Here is an 18825-nt window from a genome sequence, read left to right as displayed (position 1 = left end):
CCTAATAAATGGGAACTGGATTGCGCCAGATATGCATGTAAACCATCTGGCGTGGTTTAAAACATCTGTAATCAGATCCTCAACAGTTACCGGTTCGGCGGCAGAGTTCAGCCATACTCTGCTTTGCCACCCATTGCTGCAGCTCCCTGTCTTTTTGAGAACGCTTAGCCTCCAGCGCGGCCTGTTGTTTGGGATTGACGCAGTTATCAGGCACGACCATCAGGGTGTTTGGTTTAAATTTTATCCGGGCTACTCGCACTGTCTCTGCCGGGTCATCAGTTCCACTCGCTCGCTGCTGTGCCTCGTCAAGCAATGCCGCCTGCGTATCAATCAGAACGAAACCACATGCCTTTCCCTCACCCTGGTAGACAGATGTCAAATCTGAGGAAGAACCACTGGCTGTTTTAAGCGACAGTTTGCGTACCGTTTTAGTATTTTTATCGGCTATAAAATAACCTCCATTGTATCCCTGACGTAGCAGGAATTGCCGAGTCCAGGGATAATTATCGATCACTCTGGCACCATACAGCGCATTGCTAAGGGTATGGTTGTCCAGACCATCAGCTGATTTCCAGCCGTCTGCCTGCATGTATTGCCAGGCCTTAACAGTACCCACAACATTTTCAGCGGCTACTGGCAAAATTGTTCCGACGCACAGACTGAGCGCCAGTGTGGTTGCAGTGAGTAATTTCATCTTTGCTCCTTATAGGGTGAAAAACCGTCGTCGCCGACAACGAGAAGTGAATGGAAAGTTTGAAAGTGAGGTAAAACCCGAAGAAAATCGGGATGTGACAACAGATTACGTACCTGTGTATCCGGGACAAAAAGCGCAGGATTGAATGTCACCGTGTGAATATCACCCAGTGTGAAAACCGATATATGTCCTTCATGTTCACCGGTCAGGTACCAGCAGCCGTCGCTGCACACCAGTCGATAGGGGGCCAGACCTGTGCAACGATGACCTTCTGCCAGTAGCGTAACCCGACGGTGTTCAGTGATGGCGCGGATAAGTCGCGTAAAAACTTCAGTCCGTGCCTGTGTTCTGGAGTTGGTGCTGTGCCAGATAAGGCAGGGAGACTCGCTGGCACTCAATAGTGAGTTGATCAGTTGGTTGTCAATATCCGGAAAAAGAGCCTCCACACCGGACTGACGGACAAAGGTCTGCACCGTCAGCTCCCTCTGACGGCTGCCGGACAGTAGACGACATTGCCCGTTACGGAACTCCAGGTCGAGATAGGCCAGACGCTCGCGAAAATCCCGACGCAATGTGCGCACTGACACGCCAAATTCGACGGCCAGTGTCTGTATGGCCAGCGTTTCCCCCGCCACAAGACGGCTGATAATCAGCGACAGGCGAACCGCAAGGCGCTCATGGCGGCGCTCAGACTGAGACATGAGAGGCGTTCCCCACTCTGTTAATGGACTGAAAATTAAGTGATTAGTGTAACGAGAGGGCCGGACAGGATACGGACAGCTGAAGCGGTATTTTTTCTGCAGGATGAATGCAATCAGAATGCGGCTTCATAGTCTTTTGAGGAAAAGCTGCCTGGAAATTAATCAGCAAACGGACAGGAGGTGTCCGCATACTGCCGGAGTTAACATCTGTTTGCCTCAAATCCGGAGAGCATCGCTTCCGCCATCACCCACAGTGCACGGTTAAGCTTCACATCACCGTCAATACCGCGCACCGAACGGGTATGCGTTCCTCCGCCTTTCGCACTCCTTCCACTGAGCCCGCCCTTAATCAGGTTCTCCTGAATACGTTGGTATGTGGTCCACAGATCATTGCTCTCATCCTGCCAGCGGCGTGGGGAGAGTATCTGAGGTGCTGTCACCGGCTGGTGGTCCTCACCGAAACGGTACGTCAGTGCAGCCTGTGCCAGAGCCTGTTGTGCAGGTGGCGGCAAAATCAGCGACTGCATGGCATCCCGTTTCTCTTCCACACGGTCAAAAATCCCCAGCACTTCATACGCCCCCTCTATCACCTGAGTCACCACATCTCCTTTGTGCGGCACCCGCACCTCGCCAAACGACTCACCGCAGACGAGTCCGTTCTGGCATACGGCACGGAATAATCCCGGCAACATCTGATACGAGCTGGAGCCATCATGAGAGTTGAGCAGAATAATTTCCGGGACCTGTTTGCCGGTAATTTGCCCCTCCCTACGCAGGCGCAGCATGTGCTTTGTATGCTCGCGACGCCCAGGGTCACGAACACGGGTCTGGCAGGCAAAGAAAGGCTGAAAGCCCTCACGCTGCAGATTTTCAAGAACGGTAATGGTTGGTATCCAGGTATAACGTGCGCTGCGTGACGCATGCTTCTCCTCGCTGAAGACACTGGGCACCACACGAAACAGCTCTTCGTGAGTTAACGGACGGTCACGACGGATAAGATTTGCTGCGCCAAAGCGCGAAGCCAGACGGGTCATAAGCAGACTCCTCATGATGAAAAATAAATACAAAAAGCCCCGCCGCAAAATGGCGGCAGGGCTCAGGAAACTACGGGTTGGAATGGTTAATGTTCAGAAGAAGAAACCCCAGACTGCACGGGCGACTGATACCACGATATTGCGTACAGACTGGATAACTGTCCGAACCGGGGCCGGTATGAGGGGCAGGGAACTTACAGTGTCCAGTACTGAGCCTACTGTTTCACCAAAATCGTCACGGGCTTTTTTATTAACGGCATCGGTACGAAGAGGAGCACTAAGCTGAACTGCTACCGGACTGCTGGCCTCACGCGGCAGGCAACGGATCATCCTTTCAGCCATCACCCGCAGCCCCCACTGCAAACGTATCGACACCGCGCAGACAGAGTTTACAGGTTGGAACAGCTCATGCAGCAGACAGATTTTGCGGCTGATATTTTGTTTCTGCTCTGTAGATAGCTTTTCATCACCGCAGGTGGGTTCAACCTTGTCGGACTGGCTGATAACAAACAGCACTTTATGCCGGTATGCCTCACCAATCACCTGATGATAAAAATGCTCATCCACCGCCAGTGCCCGGTCATCGGCCTTGATCAACCACAGCACCAGGTCGAGACGGGGAAGCTGTTGACAATACAGCGCGGCATACTCGTTATCGCGAACGCTACTTTCGCCCACACCGGGCAGATCCACGATGGTCATATAGCGCTTTCCCAGCTGCAGGCGAAAGCGCAAGGGTTCGCGTGTGCAGGCTGCAATATCACTGACTGGTGACACCTCCCCGGCAAACAGAGCATTGCACAAGCTGCTCTTACCCGCGCCGGTTTTCCCCATAATCCCTATTACAGGCTCGTAGTGGGTTAACTGATTTATCCGCTGCAGAATGTGTTCAGAGACCCACTGGGGCAGGCCGGAAAGCGGTTGCTGCAGTGACTGCAGACCGTCAAATTGTTTCATTACTGCTCCTCTGAAAAGAATACAAAAACGGCAGAACCTTGTGGTTCTGCCGTTGAGGGGTATGTTCAGGGAGATAATATCTGTCTGAAATTTTTTATAATGCTGGTATGCGTTTCCACTCGTTGGACTCACAGCACTAAGCGAACCGTCTGAAGGAACGAGGGATCTGTTATGAGCGATGTATAGCTATTCCACCCCTGAGAATTACACTTTGAAGTGATTCAGGGTATTCCCAAAAGTTTAAGTCATTAAACCCAACAACGTAGATACCTGCATAACTTCTATCACACCTTACAGAAAGGTAGCGCTGACAACTGGTACGCCTCTCAATTTATGTATCATCAAGAAGTTATCAGCGCTGTAAGCCACAAAGAACCATAAAAAACGTTTAATTCTTACTGCAAGATGAAACCAAGCTCACTATAAAACCCTTGCCAATTCGGTTAGCATATCCCTAATTTTTTTTGGGGCAGAAAATGCAATAAGGAAAATCTGAATGCTCAGAAGGTTCCGGTTAGAGCGGAAGTCTGACTATGAAAAGCTGGTGATTGCTCAGTGTCTGGCGGACATGCTTGATAAATTCTTAAGTGGAAGGCTGGCACCTCTGTCGATTGGTGCTGAACAAGGTGGCATTGAGGAGTGGGACGATGTAGTAATCATGCACACCACAGACCACTATGAGCATTTACAGATTAAGCGCCAGTCGACTGACTTTTGTACCAAAGATCCTGATAAAGCTGTACAACTCGCTAAAAAACCCAGAAAGGGTTCCTCGCCCATCTCCCCGACCAATTCCGTTTTAGACTCGGCGTTTTCCAGTCTTGCCAGAATCGCGAAAGCGGGAAAACTTGATGAATCCCCTAATCGTGAGTTTAGACTCACCCTCGTGGGTCTGCATCTGCAGATAAAAGATAATTTTTCAGTCAATCATTTAGAAGAAGTCTGTGATCTTTGTAGTCAAAAAGGACTCAGTGTAGAGGAATTAGCTAAACGTCAGGATGGTCCAACCACGAGGGCTTATTTATGGCTAACAACTTGGTGTGGATTCGAAGATTGGAGTCAGATACGAAATGTGCTTCGCCGGGTTAAGATCAATTGTATTGGTAACGATGCGACATTAAAAGATCGGACAATTCACTCGCTTGGTCGTTACTTCAGCGATCCGAATCGTACACTGGACCGTTTAATTACCTATATCGCGGCAGAAACATCTGACGTAGCAGCCTTGGGATGCCATGACGTCGTCCAAGAACTGCGAAGTGAACTGCGCCCTGATGTTGAAACCTGGGTTCAGTATCAGTTAAGCGACGGTTCTAATATGGCTAGTAAAACTTGGTCATTAGCCGGAACGCTTGATCTTGCCGGTTCAACAGATAGGTCCGCAAAAGGGGTCGTTGAGCACATGTGGAGTCGTGAGCCCGGCAACCGCAAGCTCAGAGTGTATGCCAATTACTCCCCCCCATTAGGCGATAATCTGACTCTTCTTTCTGCTATTGTGCGTATAGCTTTGCATTTACCCCAAGGCAGTCAGGGGCTGATGTTAGGTGAACCAGTGTGGCGCAGTAGCGTTGGTCATGAAATTGGACACACACTTGGCTGTGCAGAACATGACTTCAGCGACCTACCTTGGCTTGAAAATGCCGAACGCCTATCCTGTGCACAGGATTATGAATTTAAGACAGTAAATGCTGCTCGAGGAGAAGCTGAAGCGCTTGCTAAAGCTATGGACGACGTGCTGTGGCAACGCCTTCTTCAAGGGGTTTCAGAAAAGCTTGGCTCAATCTCAGATTCGGCGCTAGCAGATGCGATGGAGAAGGTTTGGCAGTCATGGCTGAGTGGGTTCGCAGCTGCACCAGAAAAACGCCGAAAATTCATGGATCAGCTTCTCTATCCGAAAACGGAGAAAAAAAATGAAAGATATGCGCTTCGCCTGGGCCTTCGTACTTTAAATCTTCTTGTTACCGCTGTTGAAACCTTATTACTGGTTGCTGTGGGTTTGCCTGAGGACAGTAATAACTGGGAATCTTTTCAGGAAGGTGGCCCAGTATTGAGCATTGCTCTTAAGTACTGGTCTGGTCCTGCGGGTGGTTTTTCGGGAGTACGTGAGCTTTCTGACGATCCGTTAATAGACGTTATTGGCCCTAATCCGGATCCCATCGTTATCTTATCGGGTGTGAGTACATCCCCATCAGAATTATTGAATATAGGTATGGCTGACGACGCAGAGACTGCGACCAGTATGGCCGCGGAGCGTCAACCTCACCTGCTCGTCACGCGGTCTGGTATGTTTCGTCATTTACATAACGGAACACTTGACTCCGTACGCCAACATTTCACTAAGCAGTGGCAAGATCGAAAGCTCGCTCGTGAATCGGCCATTGAGAAGAATGCGAAGGGATCCTGAAATGCCGACAATCCAAGAACTCGTTACTGCTATAACCAAGCGTGCTAAGGGCCGCTATGAAGTTCATTTTCCAGATGTGGACGAAATGGTTTCACCCTCAATTGATATCGGCATGACTGCAATACAACTCAGACGCATTAATCGGGAAAATGCTGGATGGCGAACAGTGCTGATCACAGCATTTCCTAGTAACGTGGATAATATCCAGAGCGCTTTCCGATGGGCCGCTGATATCCGAGACATACTTGCAGAGCCTCAGACAGCAGACCTTTACATGTTTATGCTCATCGATGGAGTTGAGTCAGAAGATGCTGCCCGTTTTGAAACGGACGATCGATTTTGCAGGAAGGTGGTGTTCAGAAAGCAGGAAGATATTGACTCCTTCCTTGATCGAAGTTTTCTGGCGTCTTTAACACCTGCGAGAGGTGGGAATGATATCAGCGATCCTCTGCTAGCGTCTCTGAACTCGATGGGGCAAGCACACTCTTGGGTAGAACCTCATCTCGAAACATGGCGTGAATTGTTGCTCTCTGAGAAATCTGGCGATGAAATTGTTAATGCGCTGAGGGATATGATGTTTGGAGAGAAGGACTTTCAATGAAACAACTTAAATCTATCACACTCTCAAATGTCCGCCGATACGGTACCGACACCAAAATTGAGCTAAGTGGCGGTGCAACCATTTTACTGGCCCCTAACGGTACGGGGAAAACGGCCTTCTTCGAAGCGATCGAATTTAGTCTCACGGGTAATATTTCTCGTCTAGGCGAGAATCTTTCACCCATTATCAGGGACAGCCAGACTGTCGCTAAGGTGGTCTTGGATTTTGGGGATGTACAAGCCTCTGCGCAGGTGAGCAACGAAGGTGACGTCGAAAGGACTGGTGATTTAAGCTCTCTTTTTCCGGATACGAATTCGGAGGACATCCCCTTTTTATTAAGACTTACCCACTTACTGGATCAGCGCGAGGGCCAATGGCTGGTCAAAGCGGATGCAAAAGTTGCGGGCGCTCAACTGGCTCGCTTGCCAATCGGTAAAGATGGAACCCTAGTTAGTAATGCTCTTGGCGGCATTCGCCGCGTTCTCACTGAAAAGCTGAAGCAAGCAAAGGGAGCCCTTGAGGCGCTCGAAGCTGAGCTTGGGGAGTGGCAAAGTCTGATTCTTGATCGGGACCAGGCGGCATCACAATCTCAGGGGGCCCTGCGTAGTAAAGAAAACATCGCAGAATCAATCTCAGACATCGCTCGCAATACTCAGAGTGCAGAACAATTGCCAGTAGGTTTACTGGTTCCGCCAGTGGGTATCAGCAATCTGGAAACAATGCACGAGGCATTAGAGCAAACAGTACAAGCAAAGCTGAACCGACTTCGCGAACAGATTACTGCGCTTATGGAAGTGGATGGACTAATTGGCCGGTTCGTTTCTGAGCAAGCGCGTTCTGAGCAGCTTGGCAATGAGCTTATAACTGCTAAAGAGGAACTGACACAAAAAGAACAGGAACGAGCCCAGCTAGTTGATAAAAAAGATAAACTCCAGAAGGAACTTGTCACAGCTGAAGCAGAACGTGATGTAATTATACAGCAGCTTAACCGGCTCAATAGTGAGGCGCGAACCAAAGAGGCCTTCGAGCAATGTAAGCTTGACTTGGCGTCAGCTGACAAAGCGTTGGCCGACGCCCAGTCTCTGGCATCAACCTTGCGTCACGTACATGAGGGGAACGAACAGCTACGTATTGAACATGAACTTATAAATAAACAGCGTAAGTCTCTGCAGCTTGTAGATAGTGAAGTACTCACTACTCATCAACTTATCAAGCGCTGGGAAGACATTCTTCAACATATTGCGGCCATTACCGACTTGGTTAGCAATGAGGAAATTCAGGAGCGTGTACTTCAGGAGTATCTTCATACCGCGAATTCGTTAAAGGTATCAGCTGAAACAGATGAGCTTTCAGCGAAGCAGTTCCATGAGATGCTCACGTCTACTGCTGACTCTATAAGGCAATCTGTAGCTACCATTGCCGCACATTTACCAGAGGATCGCGGGGACTGCCCTTTATGTGGAGTGGAACACGGCGCTGCCGTTCTCCATGAACGCATTACTAGATCATTAGAGGCTATAGACCCCAAAGTCATCGAAGCAGAACAGCGAGTTAAAACAGCATCCGATCACTTGCGTAAATGCACAGAAACAGTGACGCATACTGAAACAGAATTGAAAACGTGCCAGAGTAAAATTATTGCACTGCGAGGCGATATCGTTCGCTCAATAGCGGAGATCAATCAACTCAAAACAAACATCCTTCTTGATGGAGATACGGTACAACTAGCGAAAGCATCTATCCAACGTCGCGAAGAATCAAATGCTTCAGCGAAACAGCAGCTTGACGAAAAACAGCTTAACCTTGCCCCCCTACCGACACCTGAAATATTGGAAGCGTCTAAAAACGCATATCAAACGTCGACTCGCGAACTGGATATTGCGCGTCAGAATCGGGCCGGAGCCTTGGCTAGTCTTGTACAAACAACCGCTGCATTAGCTGCAATAACAGAAGGGGCACTCCCTTCAAAAACGCTGGCTGATTTGTCCACTGAACAAAATAAAAATACGATTCAACTAGCTGAATTAAAATCAAAAATTGAGGCTGAGCAGTCTGCATTGGATAGACAGAGTACCTCTTTAACTGAAGCTAATAATAAGATAAGTGTTCTCGAAAAGCAGATTACTGACGCTCAGGCTCAGCTAGCCTCAATCCGGTATTCATGGAGACAACTCTCCTTTCCCGGTGATCCCGCTCTCGAAGTGGCGAGCAGTAAAGAGATTCAACTGCAGTCTTCTGTTGCCGACCTGTCCCGACATTCAGAACAGTTACAAACACTCAAAATTGAGATTGGTACTTGGAGTAAGCTGGAAAAGACTCGTTTGGCGCAAGGGCTTATAGATCGTCGCCGAGGAACATCATCGGAGCAGGAATTCGCTACGAACCTTAGCCAGCGAATTGATAACGAGAGAACAAATCAGACGCAGTTGCTGCAATTATCTGAAGCGATGGAGACGCTCAATCGTTGCCTGTCTACTGAAATCTCGAATGTACAAAAACATGTGCTCTCTGTCGTTCCAAGGTGGCAGGCTTTGCTCAAACGCGTAGTCAGAGAACAGCGCTTTACTGGCACCAGTTTGGGTTTTCGCAGTATCTACAGAAAGGAACATGCTGAAGTATCTGTTCCGTTACATGGGGAGTCAGTACCGGTTCCGGCGATAGCGAGCGAAGCTCAGCTTACTGATCTACAGCTTACCTTCTTGCTCTCCATGGCATTGGAGCACCAGTGGTCCTCATGGCGCTGCCTTCTTCTGGATGACCCAACACAGCATCATGACTTGGTCCATGCAGCGTCCGTATTCGATTTGCTGCGTGATTACATAGTTGATCATGGCTTCCAGGTTGTAATTGCAACACATGATGCCCTTCAGGCGCGTTATTTCATGCGCAAACTGCAAAATGATGGCATTGATGCACGCTTGTGGTCACTCGTTCCTACACCTGAAGGGGTGACGGCATCTGAGATGCGGATAACCAGGTAACCTAACAGCGCTGGGCCAGGTGATAAAGCAGGGCTGTTAGGATCTCAACCTGAGAAAACTCGAGGGCTGTTCATTTTAGGAGGAAAGGATGGAATCTGCTCGTGACAAACGCACCGGAGAAAAAGTGGATGCTGAAGAGCTCTGGTTGTTGGATATCGTTGATACCAGTGGTTATGTCTGCTGGGGATGCGGAATCGAAATGTATCCTTCCGCCTGGCAAAAAGGCAGTAAGAAAAGACCGTCGTTTAATAAAATGCCAGGAAAAGAACACATCAACTGCGATGCTGATGCTGAGAGCACTGTTGTTAAGCAGGGCCAGAAGAAAAGCGTCCGCCATCTCTTGGACAGTGCACCGGGTTTGATGCCTGCAGGGTTAAAGTTGATTGAAAAACGCCCGGTTGTTGATCCTGACACAACGGGTGGTGAAAACAATTCGAGCACAACGCGTTCTGCATCATCAACATCCAGTAAAGGCAATGCACCAACACGGCAATCGCGTCGTCCGGTTAATGCTATTCGTCAGATTTGTAGAGCGTTTATTCGTTTCCCTTATGATCGAGGTATGTCACTACATATACCGGATATTGATGCCGATACTTACATGACTGTCTTTAAAAAACTTAAAGATCCGATTCAGCCCTATCCGGAACTGCGAGTTTTCTACTCACAGTTGTTGTGGCAAAAATTTGAGCAAGATGAGAATCGGATTGTCATTCCGCTTTCGGGAGAATGGGTTAAAGATGAATCCGGAAAGCTCAAGCCTTCTCGAAGTTACAAACTCCATGTGGAATGGAGCGGCTGGTCCCAAGCTAAACGCACAGCACTTCGAAACGAGTTGGAGGCCGCCCAGGAAGAAGCGAAGGATGCAGGGAAGAAAAAGCTAAAAGACAGGGCTCAGATTTTCTTCATCGGTGAGCAAAGTACTGAGGACCATGAGGTCTTCTACGTAGCCGATTACAGGCTGATTTGTGCGATCATTGGGCATATCACTTATCCGAGAATTGAAAATATAATCAGGTAGTTGAGTTGTAACCCTTAACAAGTTGATAACCGAAGCAACATCTTGAATAGACCTTGCCCTGGGATTTGAATCTTCCATCAGTCAAGAGAAATAAGGATAAATAGATGTGGTCAGATAAGGAATCATCAGAGGATTACCTAAATTTTGGTGAAGTATCCCAGTTAGCTGTAGACGTGCTTACTACCGAAAACATGTTACCAGTATCAATCGGCATTTTTGGAAATTGGGGGGCAGGTAAATCTTCACTTTTGAAATTGATAGAGCAAAAACTTGAGCAAGATGAAAAAGATTGGATTGTAATTAATTTTGACTCTTGGCTCTATCAGGGCTATGACGATGCGCGAGCAGCTTTACTTGAAGTCATCGCTACAGCATTGACAAAAGCAGCTGATGGAAATACGACTCTCATCTCAAAAGCGAAGAGACTTCTGAGCCGAGTTGATGGGTTTAGAGCAATGGGGCTTCTGGCGGAAGGAGCTGCTTTATTTGCTGGAGTCCCTACTGGCGGTTTACTTTCTAGGGGAATTGGCGCGTTTAGGAATGCTACCGACGGTATCCAAAGCCAGGAAGAATATGAGGCTTTGGGCAATCTGGCTAAAGAAAGCAAAGAGAAGGCTGGTGGTTTGATTAAACCTGAGGCTAAAAAAAGCCCTCCTCAGCAGATTGATGCATTTCGTAAGGAATATGGGGAAATTTTAGAAGAGCTTGGCAAGCCACTCATCGTGGTAATTGATAACCTCGATCGCTGCCTACCGGCTAATGCTATCCATACACTTGAAGCGATCAGGTTATTCCTTTTCTTAACTAATACAGCCTTTATCATTGCAGCAGATGAGGACATGATTCGTTCTTCAGTAGCTGATTACTTCAAGGGGGCATCACAGCGGCATCAAATAGACTATCTTGATAAGCTCATCCAGGTTCCTATTCGGGTGCCAAAAGCAGGGGTGCGTGAGATTCGTTCATATCTGTTCATGCTTTATGCAATTGAGCATGGCTTAAAAGGCGAAAAACTTACTACGCTCCGTGACGGCTTGGAAAAGGCATTACAGCAATCTTGGAAAGATGAACCTATAACACGCCAGGACGCTCTGGAAATGACTGGTGAGTCTGAGGATAGTAACCTCGCTTTGGCATTTGCTCGTGCGGACCGTATTGCTCCTGTATTAGCCAATTCGCCAATTATCCATGGCAATCCTAGAATCGTTAAGCGCTTGTTGAATGTTGTTAAAATGCGATCTCAAATTGCCAAGCGGCGAGCAATGCCTTTGGATGAAGCAATCATCACTAAGTTAGTAATCTTTGAGCGATGTGTTGGAGTAGATGGTACCGCTGACTTATATCATCTAGTGGATATTGAACAAGGTATACCACAGTTGCTTAAACAGCTTGAGGAAGCTGACGGTCAAATACCTACTGAAGCGCCAAAGACATGGACTGATAATCCAACAACTAAAGCTTTCATTGCTCAATGGGCTCAGCTTGAACCGCGCCTTGGTGGAATCGATTTGAGAGCCGCCATATATCTGTCCAGAGAAACTATGCCAATAGGTGCATATGTGGTTGGTTTATCGCCGTATGGGCGGGAAGCACTGAATGCACTCATTGAAATGAAAAATACCAGTTCTCCCGCAGCAGAAGCTCTTTTGGAAACGCTTCCTCGTGAGGAACAAGTGCCTGTAATGGAAGGTTTAATTAGCCAGTTAAGGCAAGCATCGGATTGGACTCGTAGACCTAAGGGTTTTTCTGGTGCATGCCTTTTGGCTCGCCACTCGGCAGATGCTGCCAGTATATTAATTCGTTACTTGCAGGAATTGCAGCAGGGAACGAAGCCACCTGTATGGATGGCTGCAGCACTCAAAGATGAGCAATGGAATAAGGACGCTTAATGGGAACTTCACAATCAAGTACAGGGCCAGGTGGTGGTTCGCCACTGGTTCCACCTTGGGCTGATGATCAGCCACAGCAACCCTTACCCCCGCCACAAGAAAGAAGGTTCGCGCCGTTCCGGGAATCTTTGGGGAATGCGGTTTCAAACGGTAATAGAGCAGACTTCAGAAAAGCCATAGGGCATTACGCGCGAAAGGCCTCTGGAGGTAGCAGTAGTGCAGCCCGACGATTAGGGAGTGTCACACAGGCAGGGGGGGGATTGTTTGGAGCTTTGGCGGGGGTACCTCCGGCTCCGGGAGAACCAGGCATTGATTTGGGCAGTTTAGCTGGCCTTCCATGCGAAATGGCAATATCAGCTATTGCTCAAGCTTTAACATCGCAGGATGGTGATTCAGAGAAGATTTGTGCAGCCATGAACCATGCCTTAGTGGAAGCTCTCGATGGTGTAGCAATTTTCGATCCCCAACAAATAACAGATGGTGTGATTGTTGACACAATGATTTGTTATCTTGCTGAAAGCATTTTTTTGCAAATGGTTATGGATTCTAACAAGGCATGGAATAAAGCGGATACTCCTTCAAAAGCCATCCATGCAGAAACTGAACTTCGAGAGTTGATCAAAGTTGTTGTTGATAAGCATATGGCTCCAAAACTTGTCGGCAACATCAGAACTTTTTCGAAAAATCAAATGGTTAAAATTGAGCGTCAGGTAATCATTGAGGCTTGGCAAGAATGGGAGGCCTACCAATGACACAATTAGTTTTCCATCATGAACATCGCCTATTACCGCGAGCAAGTGAGAACTTGTTGCCCGTACAACTTTATGGATTAAGCGGGCAGGGGCGGGGGGATATATCTATTATTGGGAATCCTGCGATTGATCGAATTAAGCGCTTGGGAGTCAAAATTCCAGCACAGGTCATGGATTTTTTGAGCATTGCACTAGCGGTTACAGCCGCCGATACTTTCGTTCAGCGTGAAAGCTCTGAGGATGGTTGGACTCGTCAACTCTCGCTACGTCTTCCCCTTCATGAGCCATCTCGATGGATTGCTCTAAAGAAGGAGCTTGAAAGCGCTTTGCATTTCCTTAGTGGAGACATCTGGGATTTCGAGTTTTGTAATGGTGGTTATGCACCGCCTGAACCATATAGTCATCATTCAAGATTTCACCTGATTAAGCTCAAAGAACTTGATTGCGTCAGCTTATTTTCGGGAGGATTGGATTCGGCTATTGGCGCAATAGATCTTCTGACACTGGGGCGTGCTCCGCTTTTGGTTAGTCATGCTTATAAAGGAGATAAGTCGCGACAAGATCAAATTGCTGAAAGATTGAATGGTCGATACTCACGGTTTGAAATTAATGCTGATCCGCATCTATATCAAGGGGTGACTGACATTACGATGCGAACGCGGAGCCTCAATTTTCTTGCTTTTGCGGCGGTGGGCGCTTGTGCTGTTCAAGAAGTATCTCAACAAAAAAAGGTCGATCTTTTTGTGCCCGAAAATGGGTTTATCTCGTTAAATGCACCACTAACCCCACGCCGGATCGGTACGTTGAGTACACGAACAACACATCCATATTTTATTTCCAGCATACAAAAACTCTTTGATGCGGTCGGAATACCTTGCCAAATAATTAATCCATATCAGTTCAAAACAAAGGGGCAAATGGTTTCTCAATGCTTGAACAAGCAACTCTTATCTGACGTCGTAGAAAGTACGGTATCTTGCAGTCATTGGAAACGAACGGATCAGCAGTGCGGGGTATGCGTACCGTGCATCATTCGACGGGCCTCACTTCATGCTGGAGGGATTAGTAGAGATGCAGATTACACTTTCCAGTCCTTGGCTAAAGTAATGAATGAAATTGATCGCAGAGATGATCTTATCGCTCTTAGGATTGCAATCGCACAGAGATCGACTTCTAGAATAGGAACATGGATCGCCAAGAGCGGTCCTTTACCTGTGGCAGCATTCAATGATTTCAAGCAGGTGTTTTTGGATGGCTTAAATGAGGTTGAAAATTACTTAATGAGTGAGGGCATTGTTTGAGCATCGACATGCACTGTCATCTTGACTTATATCCTCAGCCAGAAAAAGTGGCTGAGGAGTGCAGGCGTCGAGGGACTTATATACTATCGGTAACAACGACACCTAGAGCATGGCATGGGACCTCTTTACTGGCTAAAGAAAGCCAACGAATCCGAACCGCTCTTGGACTCCATCCCCAAATTGCACATCAAAGATCGCATGAGTTAGAGCTGTTCGATTCACTACTTTCGGAGACAAGGTATGTTGGCGAAATAGGGCTTGATGGAGGTAAGGGGTTTAAAGAACATTGGGACATCCAGCTGAAGGTATTTCGACACATACTTAATAGTGTGCATCGTGCTGGAGGTAAGATTATGACTATTCACAGTCGGGGATGTGCATCAGATACTATTGATGAGATTGAAAATATTGATGGTATAGCGATATTACATTGGTTTACTGGGACACCAAAGCAGCTAGAAAGAGCAATTGATTTAGGGTGTTGGTTCTCCGTAGGACCCGCTATGCTCGAAACAATTAAGGGGAAGGCGTTAGCTTTGAAAATTCCTAAATCACGTATTCTTACAGAAACCGATGGGCCATTTGGTAAGTTTCGTAATGTTCCACTAATGCCATGGGATAGTGAGATAGCCGAGACTCAGTTAGCCGCATTATGGGGGGTGAGCCTGAAGGATGTTAAAGCTCAGCTTTCTGATAATTTAAGAAGACTGTGTAGTTATTAAGTGCTTAGATAAACTCACACTTTCTCAAAAATATTTGGTTTTGGCTGTGCACAGATAATTCCGACGTTCAAGCGGCCCCTAAAATGCTTGTTGAAGTCAGGGGGGTTGGTGTCCAGCAGTGGCAACCATCTGGAAAATGCACCTGACCTTAATGCTCTTCGAGTTTCAGCCTTGGGGGCTGTACCATGCCCCGATAATCATATATCCTATGTTGTCTTCATGATTGTAATCACCGAGATGGTGTAGACATCTTTGTTGAATAACAGGCAAATGTAGTAATGGCATTTACTGCTTCTGGAAACTGCTACGGCTGCTACATGTAGCATGTTGTAGCAGGGTATCAAGATACATTATCGAATTTTTTACCGAGAAATGTATCAATTATGTTAATTGACTAGGTGGGGATAAATACCTCACCCAGAGTGCTATTAATAGGTTAATCTGCCTAAGTGTTGACACTGGCTTGTGCCAAAGTTGCGGTAACCGCTGTGGACATCCTTAGTTCTGGTTTTGGCTAAGTACGCCAGTCGAATCAGGAAATCCCAGTAGAGCGTACTACGGCCCAAGGCATCTATCCTGCTAAACCTGTAAACAGCATTTGGCGGGAATTCAGTTAATGTTGAGTAATCTTCGTGAGCAAGTCCTAGAGCACTGCACCAGGCTTTCTGTATACGGGTAGCCATGTTTTTAGCATTTAGTTCCTGGTAATTGCCCAAGTACCCATACACATCCGCATTAAATAACAGCATCAGGTGGTAATGGGGATGCTCACTTGTGTCACGTTCTCTACACCACCCATAAGATGGAAATGTCGGGTCACCCGGTCTCTTGGACCGGTTATGATCTACCCGTAGCTGACTTTTCAGTGACTCGAAGAAGCGAGTGATTGCCTGCGCATCTTCGCGCTGGAAGCATATTGGTAGATCAGGCTCTCCCGGTACATGAGACAGAGCGAACCTCGTATCAGTACGAATAGCCAGTATCCGGTTATGCTGCTCCAGTGTGTCGTAGACCATTTCAAGCAGTGAATTGAGAATATTGAGGTCAATAGGGGATTTATACTTTTTGGCTGCTGTACGTACCAAGTCCTCGATTTCTTCGTTGGTAAGAGAATATTGTGATTTCATAATAATCCTTAAGTATGTAAATATTAATCATTAGGTAATGGGTAGCCCTCACGCTACCCATGTGATGTTGGATATAACTCCTATAGGGAAGTTACTACTGATAAGCACTGATTAGGTATAGAACCTTAATTAAGGTATATTACATATACCACCTTAAAATCATGAGTTGCCCTCCCTAGTCATTTAAGTTGAGGCCGCGGGATTATTGAGCTTTAGAACAAAAAAATATTATCCAGAAAGACTTAGCTACTCTGAAGTTATTCGTTCTTTGGTAGTTTATTAAAAGCAACAGATCCAGATGAAATTAAAGGTATGTTTGATGCTTTAGCCATATCAAAAGGATGCACGTCTGAACCAATATATTTTACATAGTCAACGCCGTCCATTTTAAATAACTGCACTATGCCATCTTTCTCAAGTTCCTTTAATACGGGTATCAGACGCTCTATGTTTCTAAGAGAGTATGGACCATCTCTACGAATAGTGTGCCTCCTAAAATCGTAAGATTTATTACTGATAACATGTTCCTCAAGCCAAAATAGCAACTTTTCTTTCTCGCTAGGTTTTCTGGTAGAATCTACTTTTAAAATTAAGTGGGTAATACACCATTCACTTATTTTAGCTGCTGACAGAAAAGTATCCCTAGTAATTATTGGTGAGTCGGGTGTAATAAACATTTGCATTACTGCTGCGATTCGCGTAGCTTGTTCCATTATTCTGGAACCAAAATCATCATAGTGATGCAACTCACCTCCTGATTGCATAAGTTCCCTGATTCGCTTATTTTGTGTTTCCCATAATGCTTTCGCCTCTTCAGATAAAGTAATACAGATACGTTCTTCATTGTTTTCTCTACGCTGTATGCCGTCTTGCAAGTGCTTAACAAGAATAGAGAAAAAACCATCAAGCCCTGGTTCATCAGACCATGAACATACATCAGGGATATCGCATGGTTCAGGTACTTGCTCCAGATCAATTAATAATAAACGGGCTAAGAACCCTGAGTTTCTTAATTTTTTTCCTTGCTTGCTTAGAAAATCATTAAATATTGCAGGTTGCAGTAACAGCAATATGGTCAGCCGGACATCATCAACATCGTAGCTGTCACGAGATGCTCTGCTGTCTGAAATTCTCCCTTCTCCCCAAAGAGAGTTGAGAACTGATATATCGCGAAAAAGGCTACTGTCAAACACCCCTCCGGCTTCATCAGAACCGAGCATCAAGGACGGAGATCCCAGAGCTAATGTCTTTTTAAGTCCCTCGCTTGTTGAATCATTTTTAGTAAGATACTTTCTAACCGGTGCTACCGGTCCACTTTTCTGACATTCCTCCAGTGCTTCGCGTGTTTCAGCTACATCAACCTTCTGGCGAACAGCTTTGCTAAATTGCTTTTTAAGTTCTTTTAATTCCGTATCCCAAGATACTTTTTTCAGTTCATAAATTTTTTCCTTTTCCAGAAAGATATTCTTCATTCCCTTTTCCATTTGATGGATTGTTTCCATCAGTGCTTTGAATACGGTTGACTTCCTGCTACCTGACCGTGCTAATAAAAGGAGATAAAGTGATGTAAATGTTCTCCCATTTTTAAGCTGAACATCAAATTTATCCTGACAGGAAAATGCCATTACCCCAAGTAACACTATTAAAATAAGCTCAATGGGAGCTCCTGTTTTGTAATGTATGTAACTTATTAATCGCTGTGCAAAAGTGGGCAGCGTCTGAAACTCCAGACAAAGTTCTTTATTTTGCTTAGATTTTTTTTCCTTAGACATGCATTGTATAGCTCCTCTTTTTTAGAAAAATTATACTGTTTTTGAAGCAGTCCACTTATCTATAGAAGTGGACCGCCATCCTACCAATGAAAAGCCAAGTTGATGGACTAAGAAATATTTCCAGAATCATTTTTAATGATGAATAAATATCTCACAAACATTTAACGTTGGCTGTTTTTAACGTTTTTAGATAATTTTTAACATCATCTTCAAACCAATAATTTCTATTGTTAATTTTGATTGGTCTGGCTAGACCGAAGGGAAGGCGATCTTCATGCAACCACATTCTTATCGTTTGAGGTTTGCGCTTTAGAAAATCAGCTAACTCAGTAGTAGATACCAAGGAAATATTATCTAGATCTAATGAGTGTAACATTTTAGATTGATTCATGCTGCCACCTCTGTAAAAGAGTTGTTGGCAAATGAATTAAAGAGGAAATTTATATGACAAAAACAAGAAGGGAATATGGAACCAAAAGCCTCAGCAGGTTCGGGATCACTTCCATCGCTAGAACTAGAAGACAAAGAATTTTTAACTGATTTGGTGGTGCTGCGACGTGACCTTGCAGCCGAGCCTGTTTGAGGCACACTCCGAAAAATTACATTCTGAAATGCAATGCTAAGTGACTTAATTCTTACGTGTTTCCGTTTCATAGCAAGGTTCATTGCATGAAGAGCAACTTTCTTGTAATGATTTTTAAACCATTGAGCGAGTGGTCCTGCATCTGCTGATGGGGCATGGTAATAGATTTCAAAAGCCGCATTATTTAATCCCAGCATGTTCGCCAGAATCTCTTGGTCATTGTCTAAAGCACTGGTCTTTGAATCAAACATTCTGATACATCTCCTTTATGGTTGAGGTTTATGAG

At 46.0% G+C, this 18825-nt stretch carries 15 protein-coding genes and 1 pseudogene; 8 read left to right on the top strand and 8 right to left on the bottom strand.

The genetic code is table 11. The features are described from left to right. Positions 1–79 precede the first annotated feature (79 nt). The 4 genes from IMQ48_RS00780 to IMQ48_RS00765 all read right to left on the bottom strand — a co-directional run bounded on the left by IMQ48_RS00780 (position 80) and on the right by IMQ48_RS00765 (position 3386). Entirely contained in the window at positions 80–694 is a 615-nt protein-coding gene (locus tag IMQ48_RS00780) for a hypothetical protein (protein ID WP_108168489.1), read from the bottom strand. After that, positions 691–1395, bottom strand: coding sequence for a WYL domain-containing protein (locus tag IMQ48_RS00775; RefSeq protein WP_108168490.1), 705 nt, complete (start codon positions 1393–1395; stop codon positions 691–693). The genes IMQ48_RS00780 and IMQ48_RS00775 overlap by 4 nt, the downstream gene beginning before the upstream one ends. A gap of 200 nt (positions 1396–1595) precedes the next feature. Continuing rightward, positions 1596–2429 carry a DUF932 domain-containing protein gene (locus IMQ48_RS00770; protein WP_181218197.1) on the bottom strand — a complete coding sequence of 278 codons (834 nt, stop codon included), beginning with the start codon at positions 2427–2429 and terminating at the stop codon, positions 1596–1598. 93 nt (positions 2430–2522) lie between these two features. Continuing rightward, on the bottom strand, positions 2523–3386 hold the full coding sequence (locus IMQ48_RS00765; protein WP_181218199.1) for a GTPase family protein: 864 nt from the start codon (positions 3384–3386) through the stop codon (positions 2523–2525). Between the two features lie 496 nt (positions 3387–3882). Here IMQ48_RS00765 and IMQ48_RS00760 point away from each other — a divergent pair, with 496 nt between their 5' ends. The 8 genes and pseudogenes from IMQ48_RS00760 (at position 3883) to qatD (ending at position 15057) form a co-directional block, all read left to right on the top strand. Then, positions 3883–5790, top strand: coding sequence for an ABC-three component system protein (locus tag IMQ48_RS00760; protein WP_181218201.1), 1908 nt, complete (start codon positions 3883–3885; stop codon positions 5788–5790). A gap of 1 nt (position 5791) precedes the next feature. Then, positions 5792–6391, top strand: coding sequence for an ABC-three component system middle component 1 (locus IMQ48_RS00755; RefSeq protein WP_181218203.1), 600 nt, complete (start codon positions 5792–5794; stop codon positions 6389–6391). After that, on the top strand, positions 6388–9372 hold the full coding sequence (locus tag IMQ48_RS00750) for an AAA family ATPase (protein WP_181218205.1): 2985 nt from the start codon (positions 6388–6390) through the stop codon (positions 9370–9372). Before IMQ48_RS00755 ends, IMQ48_RS00750 begins: the two co-directional genes overlap by 4 nt. 858 nt (positions 9373–10230) lie before the next feature. Next, positions 10231–10287, top strand: a pseudogene (locus IMQ48_RS23170) (hypothetical protein); the annotation flags it as partial. Between the two features lie 210 nt (positions 10288–10497). After that, the gene (locus IMQ48_RS00735) at positions 10498–12282 is read left to right on the top strand and encodes a P-loop NTPase fold protein (protein WP_131405240.1); all 1785 of its coding nucleotides are present in this window, start codon (positions 10498–10500) and stop codon (positions 12280–12282) included. A gap of 260 nt (positions 12283–12542) precedes the next feature. Then, complete coding sequence (locus tag IMQ48_RS00730; RefSeq protein WP_230326236.1) at positions 12543–13034, top strand: hypothetical protein; 492 nt, start codon at positions 12543–12545, stop codon at positions 13032–13034. Next, complete coding sequence (gene qatC, locus IMQ48_RS00725) at positions 13016–14335, top strand: Qat anti-phage system QueC-like protein QatC (RefSeq protein WP_181218209.1); 1320 nt, start codon at positions 13016–13018, stop codon at positions 14333–14335. The genes IMQ48_RS00730 and qatC overlap by 19 nt, the downstream gene beginning before the upstream one ends. An 8-nt stretch (positions 14336–14343) precedes the next feature. Next, positions 14344–15057 carry a Qat anti-phage system TatD family nuclease QatD gene (qatD, locus tag IMQ48_RS00720; protein WP_109956519.1) on the top strand — a complete coding sequence of 238 codons (714 nt, stop codon included), beginning with the start codon at positions 14344–14346 and terminating at the stop codon, positions 15055–15057. 428 nt (positions 15058–15485) lie between these two features. On the opposite strand, the gene IMQ48_RS00715 is transcribed toward qatD, so the two are convergent. The 4 genes from IMQ48_RS00715 to IMQ48_RS00700 all read right to left on the bottom strand — a co-directional run bounded on the left by IMQ48_RS00715 (position 15486) and on the right by IMQ48_RS00700 (position 18790). Next, entirely contained in the window at positions 15486–16184 is a 699-nt protein-coding gene (locus IMQ48_RS00715) for an inovirus Gp2 family protein (protein WP_196207503.1), read from the bottom strand. Positions 16185–16441: 257 nt separating this feature from the next. Further along, positions 16442–17956: a YfjI family protein gene (locus IMQ48_RS00710; protein ID WP_196207502.1), complete on the bottom strand. Its 1515-nt coding sequence runs from the start codon at positions 17954–17956 to the stop codon at positions 16442–16444. 151 nt (positions 17957–18107) lie between these two features. Further along, positions 18108–18347, bottom strand: coding sequence for an AlpA family transcriptional regulator (locus IMQ48_RS00705; RefSeq protein WP_230326234.1), 240 nt, complete (start codon positions 18345–18347; stop codon positions 18108–18110). Next, positions 18344–18790 carry a hypothetical protein gene (locus tag IMQ48_RS00700; protein ID WP_196207501.1) on the bottom strand — a complete coding sequence of 149 codons (447 nt, stop codon included), beginning with the start codon at positions 18788–18790 and terminating at the stop codon, positions 18344–18346. The genes IMQ48_RS00705 and IMQ48_RS00700 overlap by 4 nt, the downstream gene beginning before the upstream one ends. Between the last annotated feature and the right edge of the window lie 35 nt (positions 18791–18825).

It is taken from the genome of Citrobacter sp. Res13-Sevr-PEB04-36 (assembly GCF_015672735.1).
Classification (GTDB): domain Bacteria; phylum Pseudomonadota; class Gammaproteobacteria; order Enterobacterales; family Enterobacteriaceae; genus Citrobacter.
This window is presented reverse-complemented; position numbering and strand designations above follow the sequence as displayed.

Bases quoted from the DNA above. Each gene is read 5' to 3' on its own strand.
- IMQ48_RS00700 (WP_196207501.1), bottom strand. From the start codon at position 18,790: ATGTTTGATTCAAAGACCAGTGCTTTAGACAATGACCAAGAGATTCTG.
- IMQ48_RS00710 (WP_196207502.1), bottom strand. From the start codon at position 17,956: ATGTCTAAGGAAAAAAAATCTAAGCAAAATAAAGAACTTTGTCTGGAG.
- IMQ48_RS00755 (WP_181218203.1), top strand. From the start codon at position 5,792: ATGCCGACAATCCAAGAACTCGTTACTGCTATAACCAAGCGTGCTAAG.
- qatC (WP_181218209.1), top strand. From the start codon at position 13,016: ATGGGAGGCCTACCAATGACACAATTAGTTTTCCATCATGAACATCGC.
- IMQ48_RS00750 (WP_181218205.1), top strand. From the start codon at position 6,388: ATGAAACAACTTAAATCTATCACACTCTCAAATGTCCGCCGATACGGT.
- qatD (WP_109956519.1), top strand. From the start codon at position 14,344: ATGCACTGTCATCTTGACTTATATCCTCAGCCAGAAAAAGTGGCTGAG.
- IMQ48_RS00760 (WP_181218201.1), top strand. From the start codon at position 3,883: ATGCTCAGAAGGTTCCGGTTAGAGCGGAAGTCTGACTATGAAAAGCTG.
- IMQ48_RS00715 (WP_196207503.1), bottom strand. From the start codon at position 16,184: ATGAAATCACAATATTCTCTTACCAACGAAGAAATCGAGGACTTGGTA.
- IMQ48_RS00705 (WP_230326234.1), bottom strand. From the start codon at position 18,347: ATGAATCAATCTAAAATGTTACACTCATTAGATCTAGATAATATTTCC.
- IMQ48_RS00775 (WP_108168490.1), bottom strand. From the start codon at position 1,395: ATGTCTCAGTCTGAGCGCCGCCATGAGCGCCTTGCGGTTCGCCTGTCG.
- IMQ48_RS00770 (WP_181218197.1), bottom strand. From the start codon at position 2,429: ATGACCCGTCTGGCTTCGCGCTTTGGCGCAGCAAATCTTATCCGTCGT.
- IMQ48_RS00765 (WP_181218199.1), bottom strand. From the start codon at position 3,386: ATGAAACAATTTGACGGTCTGCAGTCACTGCAGCAACCGCTTTCCGGC.
- IMQ48_RS00735 (WP_131405240.1), top strand. From the start codon at position 10,498: ATGTGGTCAGATAAGGAATCATCAGAGGATTACCTAAATTTTGGTGAA.
- IMQ48_RS00780 (WP_108168489.1), bottom strand. From the start codon at position 694: ATGAAATTACTCACTGCAACCACACTGGCGCTCAGTCTGTGCGTCGGA.